Consider the following 25139-nt stretch of genomic DNA (forward strand, 5'->3'; position numbering starts at 1 on the left):
TGTTTAAGATAAATTTATAGATTCTTTTGTGAACGGAGGATTGCTTAGCGAAATATTTGACTTAATACTTCCAGAGACTTCAATTCTGTAAATCCGTCTACGTGCAACTTGTAATATTCAACTAAGTAATAAAGTACATCTCTTCTCAACTTGTTGCTACTTTCAAGGTTCGCACTTAAATCCATAGAATTTAGTGCCAGCAGAATATCATAAATTTCTTCATAGCTAGATGATCCCTGACTCAAGAGTCCATCTCTTTCAAGTTCAGCCCGGTTGTGAATCCCGAAACCTATATAGTGGGTGAGTTGCACCATGAGAAACAAATGAAGGCTTTCATAATTGGCTTCTTTCTCATCTAGCGTCAAGATAAACTGGTATAGAAATTCAAAAACTTCTCCTTTATCATCTTCCTCTTTTAGCACTTTACTTAATAGTTCGGTTACGAAAAGAGCGATGGCAGACTTCTTTACATCAAATGGAATCGAAGCAAAACTGTATGCCGGTTTGTATTCCGATATTCTTTGGAGACCATCAGGTTTTTGATTTTTGAAATAAACGACCATGTCTAAAACTGTAAGCGGCTGAAGTAGTGCGAGCCCTTTTTTGGACCTTTTACTCCTTACACTATTGATAATGTAAGATTGAGTTCCAAAATTCTCAGTATAGATTCTGGCAATTATCGATGTTTCGCGATACTTAATGTAGTTGAGCACTATGCCTCTGGTCTTCTGAAGCATCAGTTTATGACCGCAATTTTACCTACGAATGTCTCGCTTCCATCTGCAGAGGCACTAAATATCAAATAGACCCCTGTTGGTACTCTGTTGCCATTATAATCTACCAAGTCCCAAGAAGTGCCACCACCAGTTGCTTGCAGTTCTCGGACTAATCGACCAGCAATACTCGTTACCTTCAGGGAAACATCTGAAGCCAATCCAGTCAATCCTACAAGGCCATCATAGTCGGGATGAACAGGATTAGGAAAGATCTTGACTTGCTGATGTTGGTTGGTGGCTTCCGTCGCCTGAGTACGATATGACACCATGCCTTTGTCCGTAAGGACGAACAGTTCGCCGGTGACCGGATGAATGGCTAGATCGATGACTTGATTAGAAGGAAGCGGACTATTGCTTTCGGTGAAATGGTCAACCAATTCGGAAATATTCTCTTCAAACAGCCATAATCCATCCTGAGTACCTACCCACAACCGATTTCCACCATCTATGGCCAAGGCTTTCACTTCTTTATCTTCAAAAAGTTCGGTATCATCAAAGATTGGTACAGATAGATCAAGGGACTGGCCTTCAATCACCCCAAAAGAAAACGGGAAATAGGCTAGGCCTCTATCTGTAGCTATCCATATTTCATCTTCCTTACCGAAAGCAATATCATTGACATCATCAGATGGCAAGCTCGTGGATACTGCAGTAATGTATCGACTTTGCCCCGATTCAATTTCAAATGCTAAAACACCTCTGCCAATCGTCGAACCTATGGTCATCCATACTTGTTGGTTAGCATTGATGCTTAATGAAGTAGGTTCTGAGGCCGCCGAAGATCCAAAATCAAATCGCTCCCAATCGTCCGACCCATCCCATTTGAGTAAAGAATAGTTACTGAAGTTGGCAATCCAGACATTTTGATCGTCATCCAAATCCATGCCTGATACGACTGTTTTTCCAGAGCCAAAAGATACTTCTTCCAAAGGGCTGTTAGTATAGTCTGTTACAGCCTGGGTGTCTTGGTTGGCAATGCCTTGGCCAAACGAAGAAATGAGGAACTCGCCATTTCTTGAAATGGCGTCACTGATATTTTCGAACCCAAGGAGGTCAGTAGGAATACTTGTCATCCATCTGCCTTCATGAAAGACCGAGAACCCCTGCCCATTAGAGAGCGATGAGGAGGTATTGGTGATCAATTCGGCAAAAGCATAAACATCTTCATTTATAACCTTGATTGAAGCGGCATTATTTAGCGGGCCATTGAGAATAATAGACTCTTTACTATTTCCTTCAAGTCGGATCAATCCTTCGGCTCCATCTGCGTACCATAAAATCTGGTCGCTATCTTGAATAATGTCATTGATTTGAGCTTCATTCGGTATATCTATTTCTACTAAGTTATCCGAAGCGTCGATGATAAAAAGTCTTTGATTTGTCAGAACGAAAATAGTGTCTGCTTCACTTTTAATTAATTTTACCTGCTCATTCTGATCTAAAGACAGGGAAATTTCAATCCATGACTCTTGGTCATATTTATAAATAGATTCGTTTGATCCTACATACACAAAATTATCATCTGAGGCTATGGTGATAATATCACTATCATGAACCACACTACCAGAAAACCGCTCCCAATTATTGAAATCTTGGAGATTGTCCCCATTTGTCAATTGCCCAGAGAGTACGCCGCTAGTCGTGGCTAAAAAAATTTGATCCTTAGATATGGCCGAAGCATAAGTCTTTATTGTTTGGCCCTCTTCGCCCAAATTTTGATAAGCTTCTTCTACTACTCCATTTAGATTGATCACGAGCATTCCAAAATCAGTAGACCAATACATTTGACCATCATAATATGAGATGTGATTAATATTTTTGTTTTCAACAATGTCACTATTTAGTAGAATAGGAATATTGGATATACCATCTGCAGAAATGATATCTGCATTCCCATTTTCGTAGCCTATGGCGAGGTAATCATCCTCATCGTTATAGGCCAGAGCAGAAATGCCAGCATCGCTTAGCCCATCAATTTTAGATAGTTTACTTACGCTACGGTCTTCGAGGTCATATATCATTAAACCATGTGTAGTGGCTGCAAAAATCTTCGCTTGTGTTTGTTCAACAAGAATAGTCTGTTCATAATTGAAATGTGATCTCCAGGTGCCTATTGGTATCAGCTCTTGAGCTTTGGCACCAATCCATATAACTAAGAAAACTATGGTAAGGTTAGTTTTCATGATCGATTTTGAAATCCTCATAAAAGCAGTTTCTGCAGCGAGCCTCGTAGGCATCGTGTTCGCCAAGCAATACTTTCTTATCCGAACCTGTCAAGCGAAATGAGTAGGAGGCTACCCCTCCACACTTCATACAAATGGCATGTACCTTGGTCACAAACTCAGCCAAACTCATGAGTCCAGGCATGGGGCCGAAGGGTTCTCCCTTGAAATCCATATCTAAGCCGGCCAGGATCACTCGCTTACCTGAGTTGGCGAGCGTTCGGGCGACGTTGATCAGCTCCTTATCAAAGAATTGCGCTTCGTCGATTCCAACCACGTCACAGTCACCGGTAAGTAGTAAGATATCGTTGGCAAACTGAACAGGCGTAGATCGTATCGACGACTCGTTGTGTGAGACGACATGTGTTTCGTCATATCTGATGTCAATCGCTGGCTTGAATATTTCAACTGACTGCTTTGCAATAAGTGCTCTGTTCAATCTGCGAATCAATTCTTCTGTTTTACCGGAAAACATCGAGCCACAGACGACCTCGATCCATCCAGCACCTTTACCATCAGCTTTAAACTTATCAATACGTGGTTCGACAAACATTCGATTTAATCGGAGTATGTTAAATGATTGAATTTATTTTCAGGTGCGACTTTAACCAAAATGTCTCCACTCACCCGGCACTGGCAAGATAGTCTTTCATTAGGCAGAAGTCGTTTCATATCCCTGAATTTCAATTCCGCGGGAGATTCTGATGAGAAATTTTCCAAGCCTGATAAAACCTGCACTTTGCAGGTCGTACACCTTCCCTTTCCACCACAAGCATGCATCCAGTCGATATTATTCTGATGTATTATATCTAAAAGAATTATCTTTTCGTTTGTGATGAAAATCTCCTTGTTGTGAAGGTTTTGTATAACGATTTTCGGCATATTCTTTAACTTTACAAAAGAAGCAAATATTATGCACGCTAGCAAATTAAATCAGGAAGCCACTCAAACCTACAGCCAGTCATACGCAGCTAAAATTGCCGATGATTTTTTCGTCCAAAACGAGGTCATTACGGGTCAGCAAATCATATCCATCACTCCTGTCAAACAGGTAAATTATTTTGTCCTGAAGGCTCTATTCGATGAATGGCAGCAAGAAATAAAGAAATTTAGGAGCCCATATTTTGATTATAAAAATGAAGATGTAAATCTCGCCCTTAAAACGCTCATCAATACGCTCTCCAAGAATATCCAAATCCAAAAGGAACATTTCCAACCACTACTTGAAAGAGCTGTGGCCTCATGCCTAGTATTGCTTTACGATCCGGTTGATTACTACACGCACGAATTGAGCAAATCTACTTCCACGGATAAGTTACGAGAGCTGAAGGCAAATGGTAAGTACATCAAGTTGCACAAAGGATTGTTTGGTGCGCTGTTGGAAGGATTGAATCAGTCTGCAGACATAAAAAATGTTATTGAACACGCCACGATAGAATATACCGACTATAAAACCGATCTCGAATCTACAGAAGAATTATTCAATCGTACTTTGCCACTGAATGTTGTAGATAAAAAACCAATCCCTGAGGAGCTACCAATGCCAGAACCACTGGATTCGTTGGAGGAGATGACCCCTCTAGCCGAAGGTGAGGATGATGAGGAAATCAACAACGAATTTGAACCTATAGAAGAGGAAGAGCAGATAGTAGATCAAAATCTAAATCAACAATATAAGGAGGAGGACATCAAGACTTTGAATGAGCAGTACGAAGAGAAAGAAAAGGTTAGTTCCATTGCAGCTGTACATGAGACCAAATCTCTTTCAAATCTTAAAAATAACATCAATATCAACCAACGTTACATGTTTATCAATGACCTATTTGAAGGACATGAGCAGGACTATGAAGTAGCGATGGACGAAGTTGAAAATTGTGAGTCATTTGATTCTTCTGTAGAGGTATTGGTTCAAACCTATGCTAAGAAGTATGATTGGGATATGAATTCGGATGAAGTCAAAGAATTACTAAAAGTGATATTCAAGCGGTTTAGATGACAATCCCAATTAAGGGTTTGTCTCTTTTGAATGTTTCTAACTGAAACGGTCAAAATATGCTTGAATCAACTCTTAGAATTATTCTTACTGCCTTATTCATAATGGGTTGCTCAAATATACCAGATACTCAAACTCCATACTCCATAGTTTCGAAAGCCAATTGCTCCGGTCCATCGGGGGAATATCATACAGAGTTGCATGCCACAACTGATGGTTACACAAGGTTTATTCAAAGTTATCCTAACGACAAGGAGCGATACGACGCCATATCCTACGGTGATACTCTTGGGTTTACACTCAATCGCGATAAAGTAGACCGTTGGACCGATATTCCCGAAATTGCCGTGGGTAAAGGTCATATGTTTCATATGATTGCGATTGAGCCCGCCTTCATTTTCACCCTCACCGCTGATCAAAGATACCTCGACAGTACGGGAAGAATAATTTCCATCAAAAATGATTCGACCGGTGCACGCATACATAGTTTTGAGCTAACCAATCCTTTTGACAGTGCAGAACTTATTGAGATTTATTATTCTAACTGGGAATTGGTTGATGGCCATGAGCTACCCATGCATGTAAAGATTGTTCAGGGTGGGGAAAATGAATTTTATTTTGACTTTTATGAGGTCAAAATTGACGATCCTACATTCACAAAAGTAGAGCCGAATCAAGAACTATCGCATTAGGATTTGCATGCGATGAGAATCCAATTTGATTAGAATAAATAACAAAATTGTGAATGACCACAAGGATGAACCACCATAGCTAAAGAATGGCAGCGGTATGCCAATAACCGGGAAGAACCCTATTGTCATGGCAATATTCACAGCAAAGTGAAAAAAGAACACACTGAGTACTCCATAGCCATAAATTCGTGCAAACTTGGATTTTTGGCGTTCGGCTATTACTGAGATTCTGATGAGTAGTGCAACAAACAATGCGACAAGTACCAGACTGCCCATCCAACCTTGCTCTTCACCTATTGTACAGAAAATAAAATCAGTACTCTGCTCCGGTACAAAATCAAACTTGGTTTGTGTGCCTTCCAAAAAGCCTTTTCCAAAAAACCCACCAGATCCGATGGCAATTTTCGATTGGGTGACATTCCACCCGGCTCCCAATGGATCCGCATCAGGGTTGACGAGGGAAATCACTCTGCTCCTCTGATGGGGCTTTAGTACATTGGTCATCAAAAAATCCACACTTATTACTGTAGCAAAAACCATTGCTCCTAGTACTATCGTGGCTATGATTCTCTTTGGGTGCTTGAAGGATACTCCGATGGCAATTACACAAATAATTATTGTGATTATGAATATAACAGTTTTGCTCACCAGCAGTGTTAAAATAAACAAGATGATAAATCCAATACCGAGGATAAAATAGATAGGAGATATTCCTTCTCTAAATAACACAATCACAAATGAACCAAAAACCATGGCTGATCCAGCATCGCCTTGCATCAACACCAGAAGCATAGGAACTCCAAAAATAGCAAGCGCAATGAGTTGGGTTTTTACTTGTTCAAACTTGACGTGAATATCTCCCAAATACTTAGCGAGAGTTAAAGCGGTGGCAAACTTGGCAAATTCTGCGGGCTGCAATCTAAAACTCCCTATCTGAAACCAGGACTTGGAACCAGCCACAATGGTACCGGTAGTCAATACAGCGATCAGTAAAACAAGTACAACTCCATAAATAATGTAGGCGGAGTAATCATAAAATTTGAAATCCAAACTCATGATCGCTACAATGATAATCATGGCCGTACCGATCCAAATAAGCTGTTTTCCAGGATTATAAGCTAATGAAATTAAATTTGAAGCATTTTCTTCATCATATACAGCAGCATATATACTAGACCACCCAAGCAAAACCATGGCAAAATATAGGGCTATCGCTGCCCAATCTACTCGATCTAGTATGCTATCTCCTCTCATGCTATAGTCCTCCTATTGTTTCGGTTTGAGATTCAATGGCGGTTGCCTCTGTCGTTGAATCCGTCGCAATGACGCGCCGTTTTCTATCTCTAAAATCTCCTTTGAGCACGTAAGCCTCCAGCCAGGGTCTTGAATGACTCCCCTTCAGGTAGCTCTCTATTAAAAGGCTTGCGGTAGAAGCGGCTGCTCGGCCTCCCCAACCTGCATTTTCAACAAAGACAGAGATAGCAATTTTTGGACTGTCCTTGGGTGCAAAGGCCATAAAAACTGAATGGTCCTCGCCATGAGGGTTCTCCACGGTACCTGTCTTACCACAGATTTCGATATCAGGTACTATGGCACGAGGAGCTGTGCCTCTCAGTGCATCGGCCATTCCCTGAATGATGACTGGAAAGTGCTCCGGACTAATCCCGGTTTCGATTTTCTCCTTAAACTGTGGTAACAAGTAATTAGACTCTCCAACGGACTTCACAATATGAGGCCGATAATAAAATCCCTTGTTGGCCATGATGGCAGCCAGGTTGGTCATCTGGATCGGGTTCATCAAAATTTCTCCTTGTCCAATACTCAGCGAAGTAAGATTAGAGAATTTCCACCTTCCGGTGCCATATACTCTGTTGTAATACTCAGGGCCAGGCATAAATCCTGATTTCTCATTTGGCAAATCTATCCCAAGAGGGGTTCCCAGGCCAAACCTATTGACCTGCAATTTCCAGTTGGCAAGACCAATTGGCGCCTGTTCGAACTGGCTCAGTTCAGGGTGCTGATTGATTACCAATCTGAAGACTTTTACAAAATAGTTGTTGGAGGATAACATGATTCCCCTGCGCATATCATAAAAACCAGGAGGTGCATGGTCACCTATCAACGATCCATCACAATAAATTTTATCCTTCGCCCCAATAACACCCTCCTCCAACGCAATCAAGCCCTGAACAATTTTAAATATTGATCCGGGAGGATACATGGCCATTAGCGGCCTGTTGAATAGCGGCTTCAAACTGTCTGTCCTTAATGCCTTGAAGTTTTCACTAAAGTAGCGGCCAGCCAATTTTGATGGTTCATAGTCAGGAGCTGAGACAAAAGCTAAAATTTCACCAGTAGCAGGCTCAATGGCCACCACACTACCAATTTTACCATCCATGAGTTTCTCAGCATATTTCTGAAGTTCAATGTCAATACTGAGGGTAAGGTTTTCCCCTGGTACAGCCAAGGTGTCAAGTTCTCCACCTTTGAAGGAGCCTTTTTCTACTCGTCGGACATTTACCATTTTATATTTTACTCCACGTTTGCCTCTTAGATATTTCTCATAGGATGATTCCAAACCAGTAATGCCCAGATAATCACCACCTTTGTAGTACTGAGTAGAATCTCTGTCTAATTGCTGCTGACTCACTTCTCCTATATATCCAAATACATTGGCCAGGCTATTGTACCGATATCCCCTAATAGTCCGAGCTTTAGGATATATTCCTTCGTATTCTACCAGTTTATCCTGAATTTGAGCGAATACTTGATTTGGAATTTGTTTGACAATAGTAGTGGGCTGAATAGAGGAGTATCGTCTGGCCTTATATAGATTTGTCATTAAATCATCATACTCTATACCGAGCATTCCGCTAAGAAGCAGGGTGTCCTTTATGTAGGCCTCCTTAGGCACAACTTCGAGATCAAAAATGGGCTCATTATAAACGAGGAGATTTCCATTACGATCGAAGATCAAACCGCGAAAAGGATACTCTGTAACAGCGTGGATAATGTTGCTTTCTGCAGCCGCTTTGTAATCGTCGTTTATGACTTGGATAAAAAACAGCTTGACAAGAAAAGTTAATGCCACTAGTACAATTGCAATTCGGACAATATATTTCCTGTCTTCATTCATTCTATTTCATTTTTTTATAAAACAAATATTGAATGATCAATACCACAGTCATTGTAAAAATCGAACTGTAGAACACCTTGGACAGGGTTTGCCAAAACAGCCCAAATCCTGCAGCTTCTATAAAGAATAATAGAAGTATGTGTACAAAAATCAAGGGATAGGAGTACGTCAAAAACCATACGATTCCTTGTGTTCTTACGTTTATTTTGGGCCCTGAGTCATAGCCACCACTTGGAGTCATAATCTTAGACCAATATATTCTTAGATAGACCAAAAGGACACATGCTGCAGCATGAATCCCGAGCGTATTGTAGAATGAGTCAATAATAATCCCCACGATAAATCCAGTCAGAAGTTGCACTATTCTGTTAGTGTCCATCGGAATCATAAGGAAGATTAGGATGTAGCCAAAGCAGAATGCACTATCGTATAGCACCAAATTCTTAAACAGAATAACTTGCGCCAATATCAAAAGAATCGCTCGAATCAGTCCACCAAAAACATTAAACCTATTCATAAAGCTTATTAATTTCCTGATTGAGAGAATCGATTTCTTCCTTGCCACTCAAGTCCAATAGATAGACATGTGTTAGGTTATAAAAACCCGTTGCCAACTTAATTTTGGCTTGATAAAACGTAGCTTCATCTTCCAAATGTACTTCGCTTACTATACCTATTAGCTGGTTCTCAGGATATATTGAATTGAAACCAGAGGTGCTTATAGAATCTCCCGGAGTGATGGGTATGTGCCTGGGAAGAAACAGTAATTCGGCGTACAAAGGATCTTCTCCCTTCCAAACTACAGAGCATAACGTTCGAGTGGGGTTATGATGGGCAGAAATCATTGTTTTGCTATGGAGCAAAGATATCACGGTGGAATAATTTGTAGAGGTGTGTAGTACTTGCCCTACGATTCCGTCTGGACCTACGACGCCCATTCCTGAGTGTACGCCATCCGCATGTCCTCTGTTGAGAGTGAGATAGTTATTTCTAAAAAAAAGTGAATTGTCTATTACCTTCGCCTTGATACCCAGACGGGCGGAGTCGAGTAACAAACTGGCTGTGGAAGCAGAATCAGACAAAGACAATATCCGTTGCCTCAATTTGGCATTTTCCAAAGCCAGATATTTGTTTTGTTCAGCAAGTCTGAAATAGTCACTTACCTGATTTGAGGCCGACGCTATAGTGGCCACTAATCGATTTGAGGAGGTAAAATACTTTGCTCCGTGATAGTTATTAGAGTTGACAATGATCCAGAAACAGATTCCTTCCAGCAATATCAACAGGATGAAGGTCCTATACTTGTATAGAATCTGGAGGAGTCGTTGCATTTAGTTTATTGCATTAATACTGCTCGATATCGATCCAATTCTTTGAGCGCTTTGCCCGTGCCTCTTACCACAGCTTTTAATGGATCTTCGGCTATATGTATTGGAAGTTTGGTTTTCATTCCAAGACGCTTATCCAATCCTCTGAGCAGGGCACCTCCTCCGGTGAGATAAATCCCGTTGTCATAGATATCTGCTGATAATTCCGGGGGCGCTATTTCCAGCGCTTTCAAGACGGCCTCCTCTATTTTAGAAACTGATTTATCAATGGCAAATGCCACTTCAGAATAGGAGAGTTTAATTACTTTAGGAATACCGGTCATTAGGTCTCTCCCGCGAATATCAAAATCCTCCGGACCCTCATCTAATTCGGTCAATGCAGAGCCTACTTGAATTTTTACTTTCTCAGCTGTACGCTCTCCGATTAGAAGATTGTGCTGCCTTCTCATGTAATCCAAAATATCTTTATTGAATGCGTCACCAGCTACGCGAATCGATTGATCACAAACTATTCCTGACAATGCAATGACAGCAATCTCGGTTGTTCCTCCACCGATATCGACAATCATACTACCATCAGGTCTTTCAATATCTATCCCGATTCCTATGGCTGCCGCTATAGGTTCATGAATCATGAATACCTCCTTGGCTCCAGCATGCTCAGCGGAATCCCGTACGGCTCTCTTCTCTACTTCTGTGATACCAGAAGGAATACAAATGATCATCCGGTGAGAAGCCGGAAACAATCGTTTCTTATCCTTGTCAATCATCTTGATCATACCTCTGATCATAGATTCAGCGGCCTGGAAATCAGCAATCACTCCGTCTTTGAGTGGACGGATTGTTTTTATACTTTCATGAGTTTTCTCATGCATTTGCATGGCTTCACTTCCGATTGCCAGCACCTTGTTTTTGGCTTTGTCAATAGCGATAATAGAAGGCTCGTCTACTACGACCTCTCCCTTGCTAATGATCAGCGTATTGGCAGTTCCCAAATCGATCGCAATATCACTCGAGAAAAAATCAAATATTCCCATAACTAAGTTTGCTCAAATATTTTTGATGATCAAAAGATCACAAATTACGCACAAAAAATCAGGTAATCAATACTAACATCCAGAGATATTGAGTAATTGAATACTTAGTGTTTGAAATGGCGAGTCCCTGTCATCACCATGGCCATGTTTACCTCATCACAATAATCAATTGAAAGTTGGTCTTTTATAGACCCACCAGGCTGAATCACCGCTTTGATCCCTGCCTTATGTGCAATTTCTACGCAGTCAGGAAATGGAAAAAAGGCATCCGATGCCATCACAGCTCCATTTAAATCCATACCAAAACTGGAAGCTTTTTCTATCGCCTGATTCAAGGCATCTACTCGGCTAGTTTGGCCTGTCCCACTCGAAAGCATCATGTCACCATTCGCAAATACTATTGTATTCGATTTGGTATGTTTACATACTTTAGAGGCAAAAAGTAAGGCCTCTACCTGCTCTTCCGTAGGCGCTTCATTAGTCACTACTTTCAAATCTTCCTTTTGATCCGTTTTTAGATCTGCGTCTTGGACAATCACACCATTCAGTAGTGATTTAAATTGGACAGGGTTCGGTTTCAAATCCTTAATTTTTAAGATTATTCTGTTCTTTTTTGATTTGAGGAGCCCGAGTGCTTCATTGCTGAACCCAGGAGCAATAAGCACCTCGCAGAAAAGTTTGTTTATCTCTTCGGCAGCACTCTCGTCGATCGTCTGATTCGTGATCAAAATACCTCCGAAAGCCGAAACATTGTCTGAAGACAAGGCCTTCAAGTAGGCTTCTTTTACGTCTTTACCTTTGGCAACTCCACAGGCGTTGGTATGTTTAATGATGGCAAAAGCAGTCTCTTTTTCAAACTCTCTAATCAAAGCCACTGCGGCATCTACATCTACTAAATTGTTGTAGGACAGTTCCTTGCCATTGAGCTGATCAAAAAGCTCATCCAAATTACCAAAGAAGCTGCCTGACTGATGTGGATTCTCTCCATATCTCAATGACTGAGAGTTTCTAATACTTTGTTTGAAAGCGGGCTCATCTTCTTCTTTATTGAAGTAGTTGAAAATGGCAGAATCATAATGAGAAGAAATATCAAACGCTTTACAAGCAAATGCTCTTCGCTGATCCAGAGAGGTTTGGCACTCTTGTGAATCGAGCATGCCTAAAACCTCCTCATATTGCTCCATGGATGAAACAATCAATACGTCGTTGAAATTTTTTGCTGCACCTCTGATTAATGAGATTCCTCCAATATCGATTTTTTCGATGATCTCTTCTTCACTTGCACCTGAGGCCACAGTAGCTTCAAATGGATACAGGTCTACAATGACTAGATCTATATCAGGAATATTATGAGTTTCCTTTTGTTCTTGGTCGCTCGTATTATCTCTCCTGTTTAGGATGCCTCCAAAAATTTTTGGGTGCAGGGTTTTAACCCGGCCTGAAAAGATGGATGGGTAATCTGTAAGTTCTTCTACCGGTGTCACCGCGATGTCTAAGTCTTCAATGAATTTTTGCGTCCCTCCGGTAGAATAGATAGTGACATCATTGGCCGCTAAAACTTTTACAATATTGTCAAGATTGTCCTTGTGAAAGACAGAAATTAGTGCAGATTTAATTTTTTTAGATCCCATATTCCCCTTTTAAAAAATAAGGGGCAAAAGTACTTATTTATTTAGCACAAGAGGAGAAATAATGCAAAGTTTTCTACTGAAAACTCATCAAATCTTGCGTAGGTATTCTTCAATGGTTTTTGGAAAGTACTTGTACTCCAATTCATGAATTTTGCCTGCTACAGATTCAGCCGTATCTGATAGAAGGACAGGGCATTTATACTGACCGAGAATAGCCCCATTGTCATACACTTCATCTACCAGATGAATCGTGATTCCGCTCTCTTTCTCAGCATTTTCAACTACGGCTTCATGTACTCGTGCACCGTACATGCCCTTGCCTCCATACTTGGGCAGAAGGGCAGGGTGAATGTTGATGATCCGATCAGGAAAAGCATCGATAAGGTTTTTTGGTATCAGCCAAAGGAATCCTGCAAGTATGACGAGATCAATTTTTTTTTGCTTCAGAATATTCACAATAGCATCAGAACTATAGAATGCCTCACGGTCAAACAGGTGGGATTCAACCCCAAGCCTGCTGGCACGATTCAACACAAAAGCTTCTGGCTTATTACATAACACCAGCTCAACTCTTACGGCTTCTCCTTCGTGAAAATAATTGATGATTTGTTCTGCATTAGAACCACTACCTGATGCAAATATGGCCAGCCGCTTCATTGTACTAGAATTTTAAAAATGTTAAGCTTAAAATGCCTGCAATAATAAGCCATTTGCAATAGCTGCTCAGATAGGCAAAATGATTTTTGGTGTCAGCTCGAATGAGCCTAAACACGAAATAGGCCAGCGGTATGGTCAACACTCCAAAATAACCAAGTAGATAAATATTTTCTATCCTGAGAAGAAATACAACCAAGCTGACAAAAAATGCCAGAATCAAAAGCAGCAGGATAATTTTGGTTTTCCTTATTCCAAAAATTACTGGCAGGGTCAATCCTCCATAGCTAGCATCTCCCTCTACATCTTCGATATCTTTGATAATCTCTCTTATCAAAGTGATGCCAAAGGCAAAAAATGCATAGGTCATTACGAGCAAATCAGAGGACCTGTAGTAGACTAACAACACCAGTAACGTAGTGCCTGTGAGCACTGCCACAACAAAATTTCCTATAAAGGGAAGTCGTTTGAGTTGATTAGAATACCACCATAGCAGGAAAGCGCATAATAAATTGATGGCGCCGACCCAAAGAGACACAAATGCACCGAGCAATATCCCAATGGCGTTAAGCGTGGTGTGTGCGATCATAACAGGTCTCCTTTTGATCGTATTACCCACAATCACTCGGTAAGGCTTGTTGATTAGGTCAATTTTGATGTCGTAGTAATCGTTGATGTAGTATCCTGCTGCGGCTATAATTGTGGTACTCAGGACAAGCACAAAAAAGCGGATATCAGTAAGGACATAGAGTGGTGATTTTTCCGGATTCAATAGAAAAATGGCTCCAGCATATTGAGTCACAAATATTATAATCAGGTTGTTGAACCTGCTGAGCCTAAGGGCATCTGCAAGCAACTGAATGTGGGACCTCCTCTGCATGCTGCAAAGCTACATATCCTCCCCCAACTTTCTTAGATTCGCCAAAGTAAAAGCTGCATTGTCTAAAGCGGTCGTGTCTGTCCCTATTTCTACAGAATGAGCCTTCCATGCATCGTGAAATTTTGATAGTTTTATGCTTTGAAGGTCGACTTTATTTTGTTTCAAATGATAGGCGATGATCATTAGATCGTCCTTACTGACCGAGTCTCCATAGAAAATAGCATTAGATGCATATCCATCAAAATCATCAACCGCTTGTCTCTCATGGATATAGAATCCAAGCTCTCTGAGTTTATAGATGCGGTCGCCGTCCTTCTTCTTTTTGTAGTATCTAATGACTAAGTCGGTTCTTGCCTGTTGCTTAGGGCTTGACTTAGTTCTTTGTGCCATGTAGTTCTGATAAAGTTCAGTGAAAAAAGCCTTGTCATCTTTTTTCACCTGTTTTAGCGTATTTGTTGAATCAACATTGGCAATTTTTTCGTCGACAGACTGCTTTAGTGTATCGGGAACTGAAGCTTTTATCTTTTTTGTCTGCTGTGTAGGTTTTTTCTTTTTAGGACGGTTCTGTTTTTCTGAAGTTTGGATATTATTGATTCCTTCTTGATGATAATGAGAGGTTACAACTTCGCTAATGTGGATCAAAAACAAGCAGAAAAAAACGGTGAGTAGATATATTATCGCCTTATATGAAGAACCATTTGTCTGTTCCATTTTATTTTGAATTTATTCTAAAAGTTGGGGCCTCTAAATTTAAAATAATTTTATAACCCCCTCATTAGCAGATAATTCCATTTGACAGGGATATTTCATAAATTTAATACATTGTTTAAGATTTGCAAAATGAGGCCGAGTCATAGAAATTTTATATTTTTGAATGGGTATACCCAAATTTTGTATTATTTTCAGCAATCATTACTAATTCTCGATTAAACCTTAATAAATCGAACATGAAAAAATTATCTACTCTACTTGTCATTTTTGCACTTACCTACGGCGCTATGGCTCAAGAAATGGGCTCCCTTACTGATGCCCGTGATGGTAAAACTTATAAAACCGTCACTCTGAAAATAGAGCTGGAAGGTGGGATATTTATAGAAAGAGAGTGGATGGCAGAAAATCTCAACTACGAAACTGAGGGCTCCGTTTGTTATAAAAACTACCCTGCATACTGTGGCAAGTTCGGCAGATTATACAATTGGGTAGATGCTAAGACCGCTTGTCCTGACGGATGGCACCTCTCTACGCAGCTCGAGTGGCAGGAAATCATGCTCAACTATGGCGGCTATAAAACAGCGGCTAAAGAACTTAAAGAAGGGGGTGTAAGTAATCTCAATATTCTGATGGCTGGATTCTCAAATGTCGAGGGTCAATTCAGTGATATTGGAAAGACAGCTCACCTTTGGGATGCAGAAATCGGCAACAAAAGAACGGCAGGCTTGATCTCACTCTATGCAGACTATGATGAAGTAGCTCACGATGTGATCAGTGCAAGAAATATGAACAGCTGTCGCTGTGTCAAAGACTACTAAGCTGCTCTAGTAGTATTCTGGTGCTAAATAATTAGGATAAATTTTACGATGGTGGTTTTTCACTTTTTCAAAAATCACCTTTCTGAATTCAGCAGTATTTGTTTTTTCAATAGCTGATATGAAAATATTAGTTTTGTTTTTGGTAGTAGTATCTATGCCCGAAATGAAATCAAATTCTTCCCCTCCCTCATGCGCGTTGAGCTGATCGATTTTATTATAGACTACAATCATCTCTTTATCACTCGCTCCTAGTTCGGTAAGGGTATCGTTGACCACTTGCATTTGCTCTTCAAATGATGGATGAGAGATGTCTACTACATGGAGCAAAATATCTGCTTCTCGCACTTCATCCAATGTAGATTTGAAAGACTCGATTAGGTTATGCGGTAGCTTTCGAATAAAACCTACGGTGTCAGAAAGTAAAAAAGGAATCGTATTAATCACCACCTTTCTGACTGTGGAATCTACCGTGGCAAACAGCTCATCTTTTGCATAGATGTCTCCTTTTGACAGCATATTCATGATTGTAGATTTACCTACATTGGTATATCCCACAAGTGAAACCCTCACTACATTTGACCTTGATTTTCGTCTTGTCTCTCCCTGGCGGTCTATTTTTTCGAGTTTCTTTTTCAGCACAGCTATCTGATCTCGAATCATTCTTCTATCCGTTTCGATTTCTTTTTCTCCAGCTCCACCTCTAGTTCCAGTACCTCCGCGCTGTCTTTCGAGGTGAGTCCACATGCGAGTAAGCCTGGGCATCAGATATTGATACCTTGCCAGCTCCACTTGGGTCTTTGCCTGAGCCGTTTGGGCTCGTTTCAGAAAGATATCAAGGATCAATAAGCTGCGATCGTAGATCTTCACTTCCAACTCTTTTTCAAGGTTTCTCAGCTGAGAAGGAGAAAGATCTTCATCAAAAATGACCACGTCTATTTGTTGATCTTTTACAAATGTGATAATCTCTTCCAACTTACCTTTACCTACGAATGTCCTTATGTCTGGCTTATCCAGCTTTTGAACGAAAGATTGTTTGGTGAGTATCCCAAGGGTCTTCGCCAAAAATTCAAGCTCATCCAAATACTCCTGAGTCTTCTCAGAGGACTGTTTTTTTGGTGCCAAGGCTACCAATACAGCTTTTTCTGCTTCCTTCCTTGTATTATAATAATCTCCCATACAATCTTATTTAATGCAAAATTGATCAATTATCAGGATTTACGTCAATGAAATACGAATATTCGTCGATTGATTGACACTGATCTCTGCTATGCTAAATATATTTGGAGGCAAATTAACTGCGGCCATGCAGGCGCTAATGAAAGTAGCCATCACATTAAACACATCCTGGAACATCTATAATTTTCGACTAGGCTTAATCAAAGCCTTTATTAATGAGGGTCATGAGGTTTTAGCAATTGCTCCAATTGACAGTTTTTCGAAGAAAATAGAAAAAGCTGGATGCACATTTGTACCAATAGCCCTGGATAATACGGGATCCAACCCATTCAAGGATTACCTATTATTGCAGGAGCTGAAAAGTGTCTTTAGGTCACATAGGCCCGACATTGTTCTCAATTTCACGATAAAGCCGAATATCTATGGAACGTTGGCAGCCAAACAGTTAAAAATTCCTGTAATTAATAATGTAAGTGGTCTCGGTACGGTATTCCTCGCCAGAGGACTGACCTCTATGGTGGCGAAGCAATTGTATCGATGGTCATTCTCAAGAGCCAACCTTGTATTTTTCCAAAACAGTGATGACCTGAAAGTATTTCAGGCAGAAATAAATTTGCCCAAGCTCAAAACAGATTTACTTCCTGGATCAGGGATAAATTTATCTCATTTTCAAGCTACAGGACAGAGGGAAAGCGAGTATACGACATTTCTACTGATCGCCAGACTCATCAAAGAAAAAGGTATTACCGAATATATTAAAGCGGCTAAATTGATCAAAGAAATATATCCTGGCACTAAAATACAGCTGCTAGGTAAGCTTGACCCGTCGCATGTCCGAGGGATATCCAAAGAAGAGATCGACGAATCGATTCAATCTGGGGCAATAGAATATCTGGGTGAGGTAGAAGATGTGAGGCCATATATCGCGAATGCCAGTTGTGTTGTACTCCCATCGTATGGCGAAGGTACTCCCAGGACCTTACTCGAAGCTGCGGCACTGAGACGCCCGGTGATTACCACCAATGTAGCCGGATGCAGAGAAGTGATCGTCGATGGCGAAACTGGATTGATGTGCGAGGTAAAAAACGTGAATGATTTAGCAGACAAGATGAAAAGAATATGTACGATGTCAACTCGTCAACTCGATGAGTGGGGCAAAAATGGAAGAGCTCTTGTAGAAGAAAAATTCGACGAACAACTCGTGATTTCTCGATATTTGAGCCATATGGCTAATATTATGAATCAAATATCCCATGAATAAATTTGTTCTGTTTTATATTACCGTTTGAATAGAATTTGGTCGAAACCCGTCATAGTGAAAAGGTTTAATCTAATTATTTTTCCCGCCCTACTCAGCATGCTACTCTGTAGTTGTAAAGCCTATAAGCAAGACATAATGTTTAAGTTGGATGAAAATTTCACTGAGAGTGATTTGACAACTGCAGTCAATCAGGCGGAAAGGAATTATGTAATTCAGCCAGATGATCTACTTACTCTTGATGTCTTCACCAATGATGGAGAAAGAATCGTGGATCCCAACAATGAATTGCAACGAAATGCCCAGGGATTACAAAATAGGCGTACATTTAATTACCTGGTGAAAACTGATGGTACAGTCAAGTTTCCAATTGTGGGCCAGGTTAAAATAGATGGGCTCAGTCTGGATCAAGCAGAATCCACACTTCAAGAAAAATATAACGCTTATTACAAAGCGTCCTTTGTCAGACTTCAATTCGCTAACAAGCGAGTAGTGGTGTTGGGAGCCACAGCTCAGGGTGGTCAAATAATACCATTAGAAAATGAAAATGTATCATTGGTAGAAGTTCTTGCATTGTCAGGCGGTCTGGACATGGGGTCGAAAGCTCAGAACATCAAAGTCATTAGAGGCAATCTCGCTAATCCAGAGATTTTTCAGGTGAATCTGGCTACAGTATCAGGGATGAAGCAGTCTATGCTGGATATCGAACCCGGTGATATCATATATATAGAGCCCTGGAGGAGGCCCTTCTTCGAGGGTACGCGGGATATTGCACCTATACTTAGTTTGCTGAGTAGCACATTGGCCCTTGTACTTGTACTTCAAAACTTATAGGCTGTGAATCCCAGAAATGTCCATATACCGCAAGATAGTCCGCAGAACCGGTTCGATGATTCGGGGGATGTATTCAACGATTTAGATTTTGAGAAACTAAGACAAGTATTTGTTTCCAGTTGGCCTTGGGTATTGGCAATTATTCTTGCGACTATCAGCGTAGCGTTTTTGTATATAAGATATACAAAGCCGATATATAGTGCAGAGTCCATATTAAAACTTGATATTAAAAACGATGCCAACCTACTTGGGCTGCAGAATCCCTTGGAGCAAGACATAAAAGGTTTGGCTGGCGAAATTGAAATTTTGCGATCCCGGCTATTTTTTAGCAAAGTAGTTGATGCCGTCGGAATGGATATTTCTTACTATCATCCAGGTAGAAGTCATCTGGTCGATGAGAGATATGGCAACTCGCCTTTTGTAGTAGAATATGAACTGCTCAACCCAAATTTAAGAGATAATAGATTCGATGTAGAAATTCTTAATGATACTGAGTACACGATTTCATGCGTGGCATTAGGAGGTAAAATCGGTGACACTCAAAAATTTAGTAGCCCTGTAGTTACCAAAGATTTTGTGTTTACACTAGAGAAAACAAAGCATTTTGATGTTCAGAAAAACCTGGTTGATTTCTATTTTGTACTCAACAGTAAGAAGGCCCTTATCCGATATTTGGAGTCTCACGTCACAGTAGAGCCGATCAATTTTAACGCCAATACCATTAAGATTTCTCTTTCTGATTTCAATCAAACAAAAGCAAGAAATCTACTGGAGGCTATAGATACAATCTACCTTGCCTTTACCAAGAATGCCAAAAATCTGGCTGTAGAGCAAAAAATCAAATTTCTTGAGACTCAAATGGCCAAAACATCAAAGGAGCTTGTGGAATATGAGGATTACTTTGAAAAGTTTACCATTCAGAATCGAACCACAGACCTATCCGGAGATCTTGCCAGGACTATAGCGCTTTTAAATCAATTGGATTCTCAAAGGTATCGAATGCGTGATCACCTGACGGAGGTAGATTTGATTGGTGAGAATTTCAAAAATGATCGAACGGTAAGCGTACTCAATATCCCTCCAGGGATAGCCAAATTGATAAGTAACTACAACGAATTGGTCAATGAACGTGAATTGAAACTCAACTCTTACAACGAAAGCACACAAGTAATTAGCCGACTCAATCAACAAATTGAGTTGGCAAAAAGCACGACTAATTCAGTGCTGGTTGCCTATAAGAACAACTTGGTTCAGGACCTTGAAGAACTCAATAAAAAGAGAACACTTCTGGAGAACAATTTCATTGAACTGCCTTCAATGGGAACTTCATACAACAAAAATCGCCGACTCTATACACTGCAGGAGGAATTCTATTTTTCGCTGATACAAAGCAAAATTGAGCTCGAAATAGCGCGTGCCGGTACAGTGACCAATTTTGTAGTACTGTCTCCCGCATCTGTTTCCAATGTGCCGATTCACCCTAAAAAAGTCTTGATTTACGGTCTTGGTATTGTAGTAGGCCTGATCATGAGCATATTGTTTATGGCCATTCAGTTTTTGCTACATGATAAGATCACTAGCCAAAAAGAACTGGAAAAAATAATGCACGCCCCTATTTTGGGACTCATTCCTCATTATAAACAAGAAAAGCTAGCCAATTCCAAATTGATCGTTACTGACAATCCAAAGTCATCGATCAGCGAATCCTTACGATCGATTCGTACCAACATGGAATTCATTGCGGCCACTGGGAAAAATCAGCTGATTTCCGTGACTTCAACAGTTAGTGGAGAAGGCAAAACCTTTATCGCAGTGAACCTTGGAGCCGTATTTGCCTATGCCGGGCAAAAAGTAGTAGTGGTCGATCTGGATATGAGAAAACCAAAAGTTCATATTGCCTTTGAAGCTGAACACGTTCAAAGAGGAATGAGCACTATTCTAATTGGAAAGGAAAAATTAAAAGACTGTATCCAAGAGTCCGAGCTTGATAATTTGCATTTTATATCTGCTGGACCTATGCCTCCAAACCCGTCGGAATTACTGCTAAGCAAGCAGTTTGATGCATTTTTGGATGAGCTTAAAACCATGTATGACGTGATATTTTTAGACTCTCCGCCAGTAGGTCTAGTCACGGATGGTATACTGGTGATGAAAAAAGCAGATCTGCCGATATATGTAGTGCGGGCTGATTACTCCAGAAGATCGTATCTCAAGTCTGTTCATAGTCTCATTTCAAACAATAAGTTTGAACGCTTATCTGTTGTACTCAACGGGGTCAAGACAGGCAAAGGGTCTTATGGCTATGGCTACGGATATGGGTATTATGAAGACTAATGAAACGTTCAAAATAATCAACTTAAGTGTTGTTTAATTTATTTAAAACCAAGGGTAATTTTCTTGAGACAGATTTACACTCTCATCTAATTCCAAATATTGATGACGGGGTTAGCAACTGGGAGGACGCCGTTGAAATACTGTCGCAACTCTGCAAGCTCGGGTACAAGAAAGTAATCACTACTCCTCATATCATTCTTGGCTATTACCCAAATACTCCAGACATAATCCGAGAGGGGGTCGTCAGACTTAATCAAATGCTGGAAGATTCAGATATTCCTATTCTGGTGGAGCCCGGCGCGGAGTACTTTGTGGATGAAAAATTCTACGAAATGGTAAAGGCCGGCGAAGAATTACTCACTTTCGGTGACCAGTACATCCTAATCGAAACTCCGTTTATGAATAAACCTTTCTATCTGGAGGATGTGATTTTCGATTTGCAAGCTCGTGGATTCAAGCCAATTCTGGCTCATCCTGAACGATACAGCTATCTTCAAAATGATTTTCAGATCATACATAAGTTAGCTGATTCAGGTGTTTTGTTTCAGGTTAATATTAACTCTCTCGAGGGTTATTATTCGAGTCAAGCCAAAAAAATCGCTCAGAGATTGATAGATAATCAACTCGTTCATTTTCTTGGGTCGGATATTCACAACCAAAAGCACATGAATCAGATGCGAAAAACTGTGAAATCCAAATTATTTCAAAAGTGCAGGCAACTAGACCTGCTCAATTCCACATTATGAGACATATGGTATAAGTGACTCTCGAGATAAATGAAACTCAGAGTTTTTAATTTGAAAATTAATCTATCTTTGCCAGTCAAAAATTTAGAATGCTGCTTGACAGATACATGATGAAGAAAATTATTTTTGCCCTTTTCGCTTGCCTCATATTGTCCGCTGGTCAATTAGCTCAAGCACAACTTACCGAAGAAGTGAAGAAAAAGACTCCAGAGCTACCGGGTCAAATCGTCGCAGATTTTGGATTCAATAGTGTTGTCAATCGGACTACTGACGTGCCTTACCACTGGTGGAGGTCAAAATCATTAGGCTTATATTTCGTCAAGTCTTATGACTTTATGAAAAAATTTGAGCTTCGACCAGGTCTTGGAGTTAGCTTCGAAAAGTTTGGCCATGCTGACAACATGAATGTGTTTGCATATGGCGAAGATATCGATGGCACTGACTCACTGGGTTTTACTACAGTACTTGGAAGTGATTTAAAGAAAAACCAACTAGCCGTCCACTATATCGAGATGCCTCTAGAGGTAAGATTCAACTTTAGTGGCAATGAAAAAAAGGACGGACTTTTTCTCGCAGTTGGGGGTTCTGCCGCATTCAGAATTGAATCGCACACAAAGCTGAAATACACTGACGAATTCGGTAATAAAGTGAAGGACAAGAAAAAAAATGACTTCGGGTTGAATAGGTTCAGACTAGGAGCCTCGGGCAGGCTAGGTTACAGAAGTTTTAGCATTTTTTATAAGACCTATTTTACAAATATGTTTTCCAGTAGTGGGCCAAATGGCACCGCAGACATGCTTCAATCTACTATAGGGGTTTCATTGTCTGGCCTCTAGACAATGAACATAGCGCCTGAGCAAATGCTCAGGCCAACCAACAAGCCAGCAATTATTTCTTGCGGAGTATGAGCATTGAGTTGAAGTCTTGCACTCATTACCAGACCCGCAGCTATCGTCAAAAACATGAGGGGATATAATGCCTGACTATCAGGGTATCTGAGACCAAAGGCAATAAAAAACCCAACTACTCCGCTGATTCCGGCTGCATGGATGCTAATCTTAAACCATAGCGTAATCACAGTAAGCAAGACCACCAAAACGCTTGTTGCCAGCAGGAGCGTAGCAATAACATCATTTACCTGTATTTTGAAAACAAAAAGATAAGCGGTCAACCCATAAAAAATAGAGACGAAGAAAAAGGGCATGATCCTTTCTTCGCGTTTGTCCAGACTAAAATTTGAAATGTGTCCTGAAAACTTTAGCACAGAGATACTCAGTACGGGTATCATAAATGTAGTGATAAACAAAAAAGGGAGCGTGACTATAGTCAAAGGCTTGATTATCTCTGGCATGAACCGATAGAGAATCAGAAAGGTCATCGTCGGCATGAGCAGCGGATGAAACAGATAAGAAATGACCTTGTTTAATTTTCCCTCCACTACAATTCTTTTCTCAATCTTGCCACCGGTAAATTCAACTGCTCTCTATATTTTGCCACAGTACGTCTGGCAATATTATAACCGTCCGCCTTCAGCAGTTTTTCTAGTTTATCATCTGAGAGGGGCTTTGATTTATCCTCATTTTCAATATGCTTCTTCAATTTTTGTTTGACCTCCCGGCTACTCACATCCTCTCCAGAATCAGTGGCAATACCTTCCGAGAAGAAATATTTGAGCGGATAGATTCCAAATTCGGTTTGGACAGATTTGCTATTTGCCACACGGGATACGGTAGAAATATCCATGCTAATAATTTCAGCTATATCTTTCAAAATCATCGGTCGAAGTTTGCTCTCGTCTCCTTCCAAAAAGAAATCATACTGATATTTGATGATAGCATTCATTGTATTCAGAAGCGTATTTTGTCGTTGCTTGATAGCATCAATGAACCATTTGGCAGAATCTAGCTTTTGCTTCACAAAAGAGACAGTTTCTTTGAGTTTTTTATCCTTTTTATCACTCTTGTGATAACTCTGAAACATGTCAGTATATGATCGACTGACCTTTAACTCAGGGGCATTTCTGGAGTTTAGTGTCAATTCCAGTTTACCATCATTATTGGTAAGAATAAAATCGGGCATCAGATATTGAGTCTTCACCAGACCATCAGTAATACCTCCCGGTTTAGGGTTTAGTTTGGTGATCAACTGTACAGCAGCTTTCAGCTGTTCATCAGAAACGTTGAGCTTCTTGCTGATTTTGTCATAGTGCTTTTTAGTAAACTCATCGAAGCAGCTGGAGACGATTTTATGAGCAAGGATGTTTTCTTCTGAAAGATCATTTCTTTTTTCAATCTGAATAAGCAAGCACTCCTTCAAATTGCGCGCTGCTATTCCAGACGGGTCAAAAGTTTGAATCTTGTATAAAATTTCTTCCAATTCCTCCTCAGTTGTTTCCACATTCTGTGAGAAGGCAAGATCGTTCATGATGGCCTCCAGATCGCGTCGGATATACCCATCAGCCTCTATACTCCCTATGAGCTGCAGTCCTATGAGTGTCTGTCTTTCATCTAGTTTTTCAAACCCCAGCTGAACTACAAGCTGCTCGTGCAAGGATGACCCAGAGGATATTGGCATCTCTCTAGCCTCCTCGGCACCATTGCCGTCTCCTTGCATTTTGTACCCAGCATAGTCGTCCTCATTCAGGTAATCCTCTATGTCCAACTCCTCGCTGGCCTCTTCAGTCTCTTCTTCCGCCTGATCCTCAGCCTCTTCCTTGCCTTCTTCCAATGCGGGGTTCACCTCCAATTCCTCCTTGATCCGAGCTTCCAACTCTGCAGTAGGCACCTGCAGCAGCTTGATAAACTGAATCTGCTGCGGAGAGAGCTTCTGACCTAGGGTCTGGATTAAACTTAGATTTTGCATTGACTATTTGTTTGAACTGGTCTCTTTGATTCAAATTTATTCTTTTTAACA

24 protein-coding genes are annotated in these 25139 nt (G+C 40.5%); 8 read left to right on the forward strand and 16 right to left on the reverse strand.

Annotation, left to right across the window (positions count from 1 at the left end; translation table 11 throughout):
* Window positions 1–44: 44 nt before the first annotated feature.
* The 4 genes from recO to ABJF11_RS08685 are packed head-to-tail and all read right to left on the reverse strand — an operon-like array spanning window position 45 to window position 3880.
* A complete protein-coding gene (recO, locus tag ABJF11_RS08670; protein ID WP_348119412.1) occupies window positions 45–737 on the reverse strand; it encodes a DNA repair protein RecO in 693 nt (230 codons plus the stop codon).
* Window positions 737–2959, reverse strand: a complete 2223-nt coding sequence (locus ABJF11_RS08675) for a hypothetical protein (protein ID WP_348119413.1) — start codon at window positions 2957–2959, stop codon at window positions 737–739. The genes recO and ABJF11_RS08675 overlap by 1 nt, the downstream gene beginning before the upstream one ends.
* Window positions 2949–3551: a thymidine kinase gene (locus ABJF11_RS08680; protein WP_348119414.1), complete on the reverse strand. Its 603-nt coding sequence runs from the start codon at window positions 3549–3551 to the stop codon at window positions 2949–2951. The genes ABJF11_RS08675 and ABJF11_RS08680 overlap by 11 nt, the downstream gene beginning before the upstream one ends.
* A 5-nt stretch (window positions 3552–3556) precedes the next feature.
* Window positions 3557–3880, reverse strand: a complete 324-nt coding sequence (locus ABJF11_RS08685; protein WP_348119415.1) for a 2Fe-2S iron-sulfur cluster-binding protein — start codon at window positions 3878–3880, stop codon at window positions 3557–3559.
* Between the two features lie 31 nt (window positions 3881–3911).
* On the opposite strand from ABJF11_RS08685, the gene ABJF11_RS08690 reads away from it, so the two are divergent.
* Together ABJF11_RS08690 and ABJF11_RS08695 are read left to right on the forward strand one after the other, a co-directional pair.
* Window positions 3912–4994, forward strand: a complete 1083-nt coding sequence (locus ABJF11_RS08690; protein WP_348119416.1) for a hypothetical protein — start codon at window positions 3912–3914, stop codon at window positions 4992–4994.
* Between the two features lie 56 nt (window positions 4995–5050).
* Entirely contained in the window at window positions 5051–5683 is a 633-nt protein-coding gene (locus ABJF11_RS08695; protein WP_348119417.1) for a hypothetical protein, read from the forward strand.
* On the opposite strand, the gene rodA is transcribed toward ABJF11_RS08695, so the two are convergent.
* The 9 genes from rodA to ABJF11_RS08740 all read right to left on the reverse strand — a co-directional run bounded on the left by rodA (window position 5672) and on the right by ABJF11_RS08740 (window position 15060).
* Entirely contained in the window at window positions 5672–6937 is a 1266-nt protein-coding gene (gene rodA, locus ABJF11_RS08700; RefSeq protein ID WP_348119418.1) for a rod shape-determining protein RodA, read from the reverse strand. The genes ABJF11_RS08695 and rodA overlap by 12 nt on opposite strands.
* 1 nt (window position 6938) lies before the next feature.
* Window positions 6939–8819, reverse strand: coding sequence for a penicillin-binding transpeptidase domain-containing protein (locus ABJF11_RS08705; RefSeq protein WP_348119419.1), 1881 nt, complete (start codon window positions 8817–8819; stop codon window positions 6939–6941).
* A 1-nt stretch (window position 8820) separates the two neighbouring features.
* Window positions 8821–9336, reverse strand: coding sequence for a Rod shape-determining protein MreD (locus ABJF11_RS08710; protein ID WP_348119420.1), 516 nt, complete (start codon window positions 9334–9336; stop codon window positions 8821–8823).
* A complete protein-coding gene (mreC, locus tag ABJF11_RS08715) occupies window positions 9329–10150 on the reverse strand; it encodes a rod shape-determining protein MreC (protein ID WP_348119421.1) in 822 nt (273 codons plus the stop codon). Before mreC ends, ABJF11_RS08710 begins: the two co-directional genes overlap by 8 nt.
* A 5-nt stretch (window positions 10151–10155) precedes the next feature.
* Window positions 10156–11184: a rod shape-determining protein gene (locus ABJF11_RS08720; RefSeq protein WP_348119422.1), complete on the reverse strand. Its 1029-nt coding sequence runs from the start codon at window positions 11182–11184 to the stop codon at window positions 10156–10158.
* A 104-nt stretch (window positions 11185–11288) separates the two neighbouring features.
* Window positions 11289–12815, reverse strand: coding sequence for a bifunctional phosphoribosylaminoimidazolecarboxamide formyltransferase/IMP cyclohydrolase (gene purH, locus ABJF11_RS08725; protein WP_348119423.1), 1527 nt, complete (start codon window positions 12813–12815; stop codon window positions 11289–11291).
* Window positions 12816–12902: 87 nt separating this feature from the next.
* The gene (gene purN / locus ABJF11_RS08730; protein ID WP_348119424.1) at window positions 12903–13472 is read right to left on the reverse strand and encodes a phosphoribosylglycinamide formyltransferase; all 570 of its coding nucleotides are present in this window, start codon (window positions 13470–13472) and stop codon (window positions 12903–12905) included.
* 4 nt (window positions 13473–13476) lie between these two features.
* Complete coding sequence (locus ABJF11_RS08735) at window positions 13477–14349, reverse strand: geranylgeranylglycerol-phosphate geranylgeranyltransferase (protein WP_348119425.1); 873 nt, start codon at window positions 14347–14349, stop codon at window positions 13477–13479.
* Window positions 14350–14358: 9 nt separating this feature from the next.
* Window positions 14359–15060, reverse strand: coding sequence for a hypothetical protein (locus tag ABJF11_RS08740; protein ID WP_348119426.1), 702 nt, complete (start codon window positions 15058–15060; stop codon window positions 14359–14361).
* A gap of 236 nt (window positions 15061–15296) precedes the next feature.
* Here ABJF11_RS08740 and ABJF11_RS08745 point away from each other — a divergent pair, with 236 nt between their 5' ends.
* Window positions 15297–15878: an FISUMP domain-containing protein gene (locus ABJF11_RS08745; RefSeq protein ID WP_348119427.1), complete on the forward strand. Its 582-nt coding sequence runs from the start codon at window positions 15297–15299 to the stop codon at window positions 15876–15878.
* 6 nt (window positions 15879–15884) lie between these two features.
* Here ABJF11_RS08745 and hflX read toward each other — a convergent pair whose 3' ends face one another.
* Complete coding sequence (gene hflX, locus ABJF11_RS08750) at window positions 15885–17054, reverse strand: GTPase HflX (RefSeq protein WP_348119428.1); 1170 nt, start codon at window positions 17052–17054, stop codon at window positions 15885–15887.
* A 91-nt stretch (window positions 17055–17145) separates the two neighbouring features.
* Between hflX and ABJF11_RS08755 the strand changes: the two genes are divergently transcribed.
* The 5 genes from ABJF11_RS08755 to ABJF11_RS08775 all read left to right on the forward strand — a co-directional run bounded on the left by ABJF11_RS08755 (window position 17146) and on the right by ABJF11_RS08775 (window position 23062).
* Window positions 17146–18315 carry a glycosyltransferase family 4 protein gene (locus tag ABJF11_RS08755; protein ID WP_348119429.1) on the forward strand — a complete coding sequence of 390 codons (1170 nt, stop codon included), beginning with the start codon at window positions 17146–17148 and terminating at the stop codon, window positions 18313–18315.
* 135 nt (window positions 18316–18450) lie between these two features.
* On the forward strand, window positions 18451–19146 hold the full coding sequence (locus ABJF11_RS08760) for a polysaccharide biosynthesis/export family protein (RefSeq protein WP_348119430.1): 696 nt from the start codon (window positions 18451–18453) through the stop codon (window positions 19144–19146).
* 3 nt (window positions 19147–19149) lie between these two features.
* Complete coding sequence (locus ABJF11_RS08765; RefSeq protein WP_348119431.1) at window positions 19150–21480, forward strand: polysaccharide biosynthesis tyrosine autokinase; 2331 nt, start codon at window positions 19150–19152, stop codon at window positions 21478–21480.
* A gap of 29 nt (window positions 21481–21509) precedes the next feature.
* Complete coding sequence (locus tag ABJF11_RS08770) at window positions 21510–22226, forward strand: CpsB/CapC family capsule biosynthesis tyrosine phosphatase (RefSeq protein WP_348119432.1); 717 nt, start codon at window positions 21510–21512, stop codon at window positions 22224–22226.
* 89 nt (window positions 22227–22315) lie between these two features.
* Entirely contained in the window at window positions 22316–23062 is a 747-nt protein-coding gene (locus tag ABJF11_RS08775; protein ID WP_348119433.1) for an outer membrane beta-barrel protein, read from the forward strand.
* On the opposite strand, the gene ABJF11_RS08780 is transcribed toward ABJF11_RS08775, so the two are convergent.
* Window positions 23059–23664 (reverse strand): PA-phosphatase, encoded by a 606-nt coding sequence (locus ABJF11_RS08780; RefSeq protein WP_348119434.1) that lies wholly within the window; start codon window positions 23662–23664, stop codon window positions 23059–23061. The genes ABJF11_RS08775 and ABJF11_RS08780 overlap by 4 nt on opposite strands.
* Window positions 23664–25088, reverse strand: a complete 1425-nt coding sequence (gene rpoN, locus ABJF11_RS08785; RefSeq protein WP_348119435.1) for an RNA polymerase factor sigma-54 — start codon at window positions 25086–25088, stop codon at window positions 23664–23666. Before rpoN ends, ABJF11_RS08780 begins: the two co-directional genes overlap by 1 nt.
* Window positions 25089–25139: the final 51 nt, after the last annotated feature.

The sequence above is a fragment of the Reichenbachiella sp. genome, assembly GCF_039941815.1.
Lineage (GTDB): Bacteria > Bacteroidota > Bacteroidia > Cytophagales > Cyclobacteriaceae > Reichenbachiella.

Coding starts and splice junctions, on each gene's coding strand:
- recO (WP_348119412.1), bottom strand. CDS start 737: ATGCTTCAGAAGACCAGAGGCATAGTGCTCAACTACATTAAGTATCGC.
- ABJF11_RS08675 (WP_348119413.1), bottom strand. CDS start 2,959: ATGAAAACTAACCTTACCATAGTTTTCTTAGTTATATGGATTGGTGCC.
- ABJF11_RS08680 (WP_348119414.1), bottom strand. CDS start 3,551: ATGTTTGTCGAACCACGTATTGATAAGTTTAAAGCTGATGGTAAAGGT.
- ABJF11_RS08685 (WP_348119415.1), bottom strand. CDS start 3,880: ATGCCGAAAATCGTTATACAAAACCTTCACAACAAGGAGATTTTCATC.
- ABJF11_RS08690 (WP_348119416.1), top strand. CDS start 3,912: ATGCACGCTAGCAAATTAAATCAGGAAGCCACTCAAACCTACAGCCAG.
- ABJF11_RS08695 (WP_348119417.1), top strand. CDS start 5,051: ATGCTTGAATCAACTCTTAGAATTATTCTTACTGCCTTATTCATAATG.
- rodA (WP_348119418.1), bottom strand. CDS start 6,937: ATGAGAGGAGATAGCATACTAGATCGAGTAGATTGGGCAGCGATAGCC.
- ABJF11_RS08705 (WP_348119419.1), bottom strand. CDS start 8,819: ATGAATGAAGACAGGAAATATATTGTCCGAATTGCAATTGTACTAGTG.
- ABJF11_RS08710 (WP_348119420.1), bottom strand. CDS start 9,336: ATGAATAGGTTTAATGTTTTTGGTGGACTGATTCGAGCGATTCTTTTG.
- mreC (WP_348119421.1), bottom strand. CDS start 10,150: ATGCAACGACTCCTCCAGATTCTATACAAGTATAGGACCTTCATCCTG.
- ABJF11_RS08720 (WP_348119422.1), bottom strand. CDS start 11,184: ATGGGAATATTTGATTTTTTCTCGAGTGATATTGCGATCGATTTGGGA.
- purH (WP_348119423.1), bottom strand. CDS start 12,815: ATGGGATCTAAAAAAATTAAATCTGCACTAATTTCTGTCTTTCACAAG.
- purN (WP_348119424.1), bottom strand. CDS start 13,472: ATGAAGCGGCTGGCCATATTTGCATCAGGTAGTGGTTCTAATGCAGAA.
- ABJF11_RS08735 (WP_348119425.1), bottom strand. CDS start 14,349: ATGCAGAGGAGGTCCCACATTCAGTTGCTTGCAGATGCCCTTAGGCTC.
- ABJF11_RS08740 (WP_348119426.1), bottom strand. CDS start 15,060: ATGGAACAGACAAATGGTTCTTCATATAAGGCGATAATATATCTACTC.
- ABJF11_RS08745 (WP_348119427.1), top strand. CDS start 15,297: ATGAAAAAATTATCTACTCTACTTGTCATTTTTGCACTTACCTACGGC.
- hflX (WP_348119428.1), bottom strand. CDS start 17,054: ATGGGAGATTATTATAATACAAGGAAGGAAGCAGAAAAAGCTGTATTG.
- ABJF11_RS08755 (WP_348119429.1), top strand. CDS start 17,146: ATGCTAAATATATTTGGAGGCAAATTAACTGCGGCCATGCAGGCGCTA.
- ABJF11_RS08760 (WP_348119430.1), top strand. CDS start 18,451: ATGTTTAAGTTGGATGAAAATTTCACTGAGAGTGATTTGACAACTGCA.
- ABJF11_RS08775 (WP_348119433.1), top strand. CDS start 22,316: ATGCTGCTTGACAGATACATGATGAAGAAAATTATTTTTGCCCTTTTC.
- rpoN (WP_348119435.1), bottom strand. CDS start 25,088: ATGCAAAATCTAAGTTTAATCCAGACCCTAGGTCAGAAGCTCTCTCCG.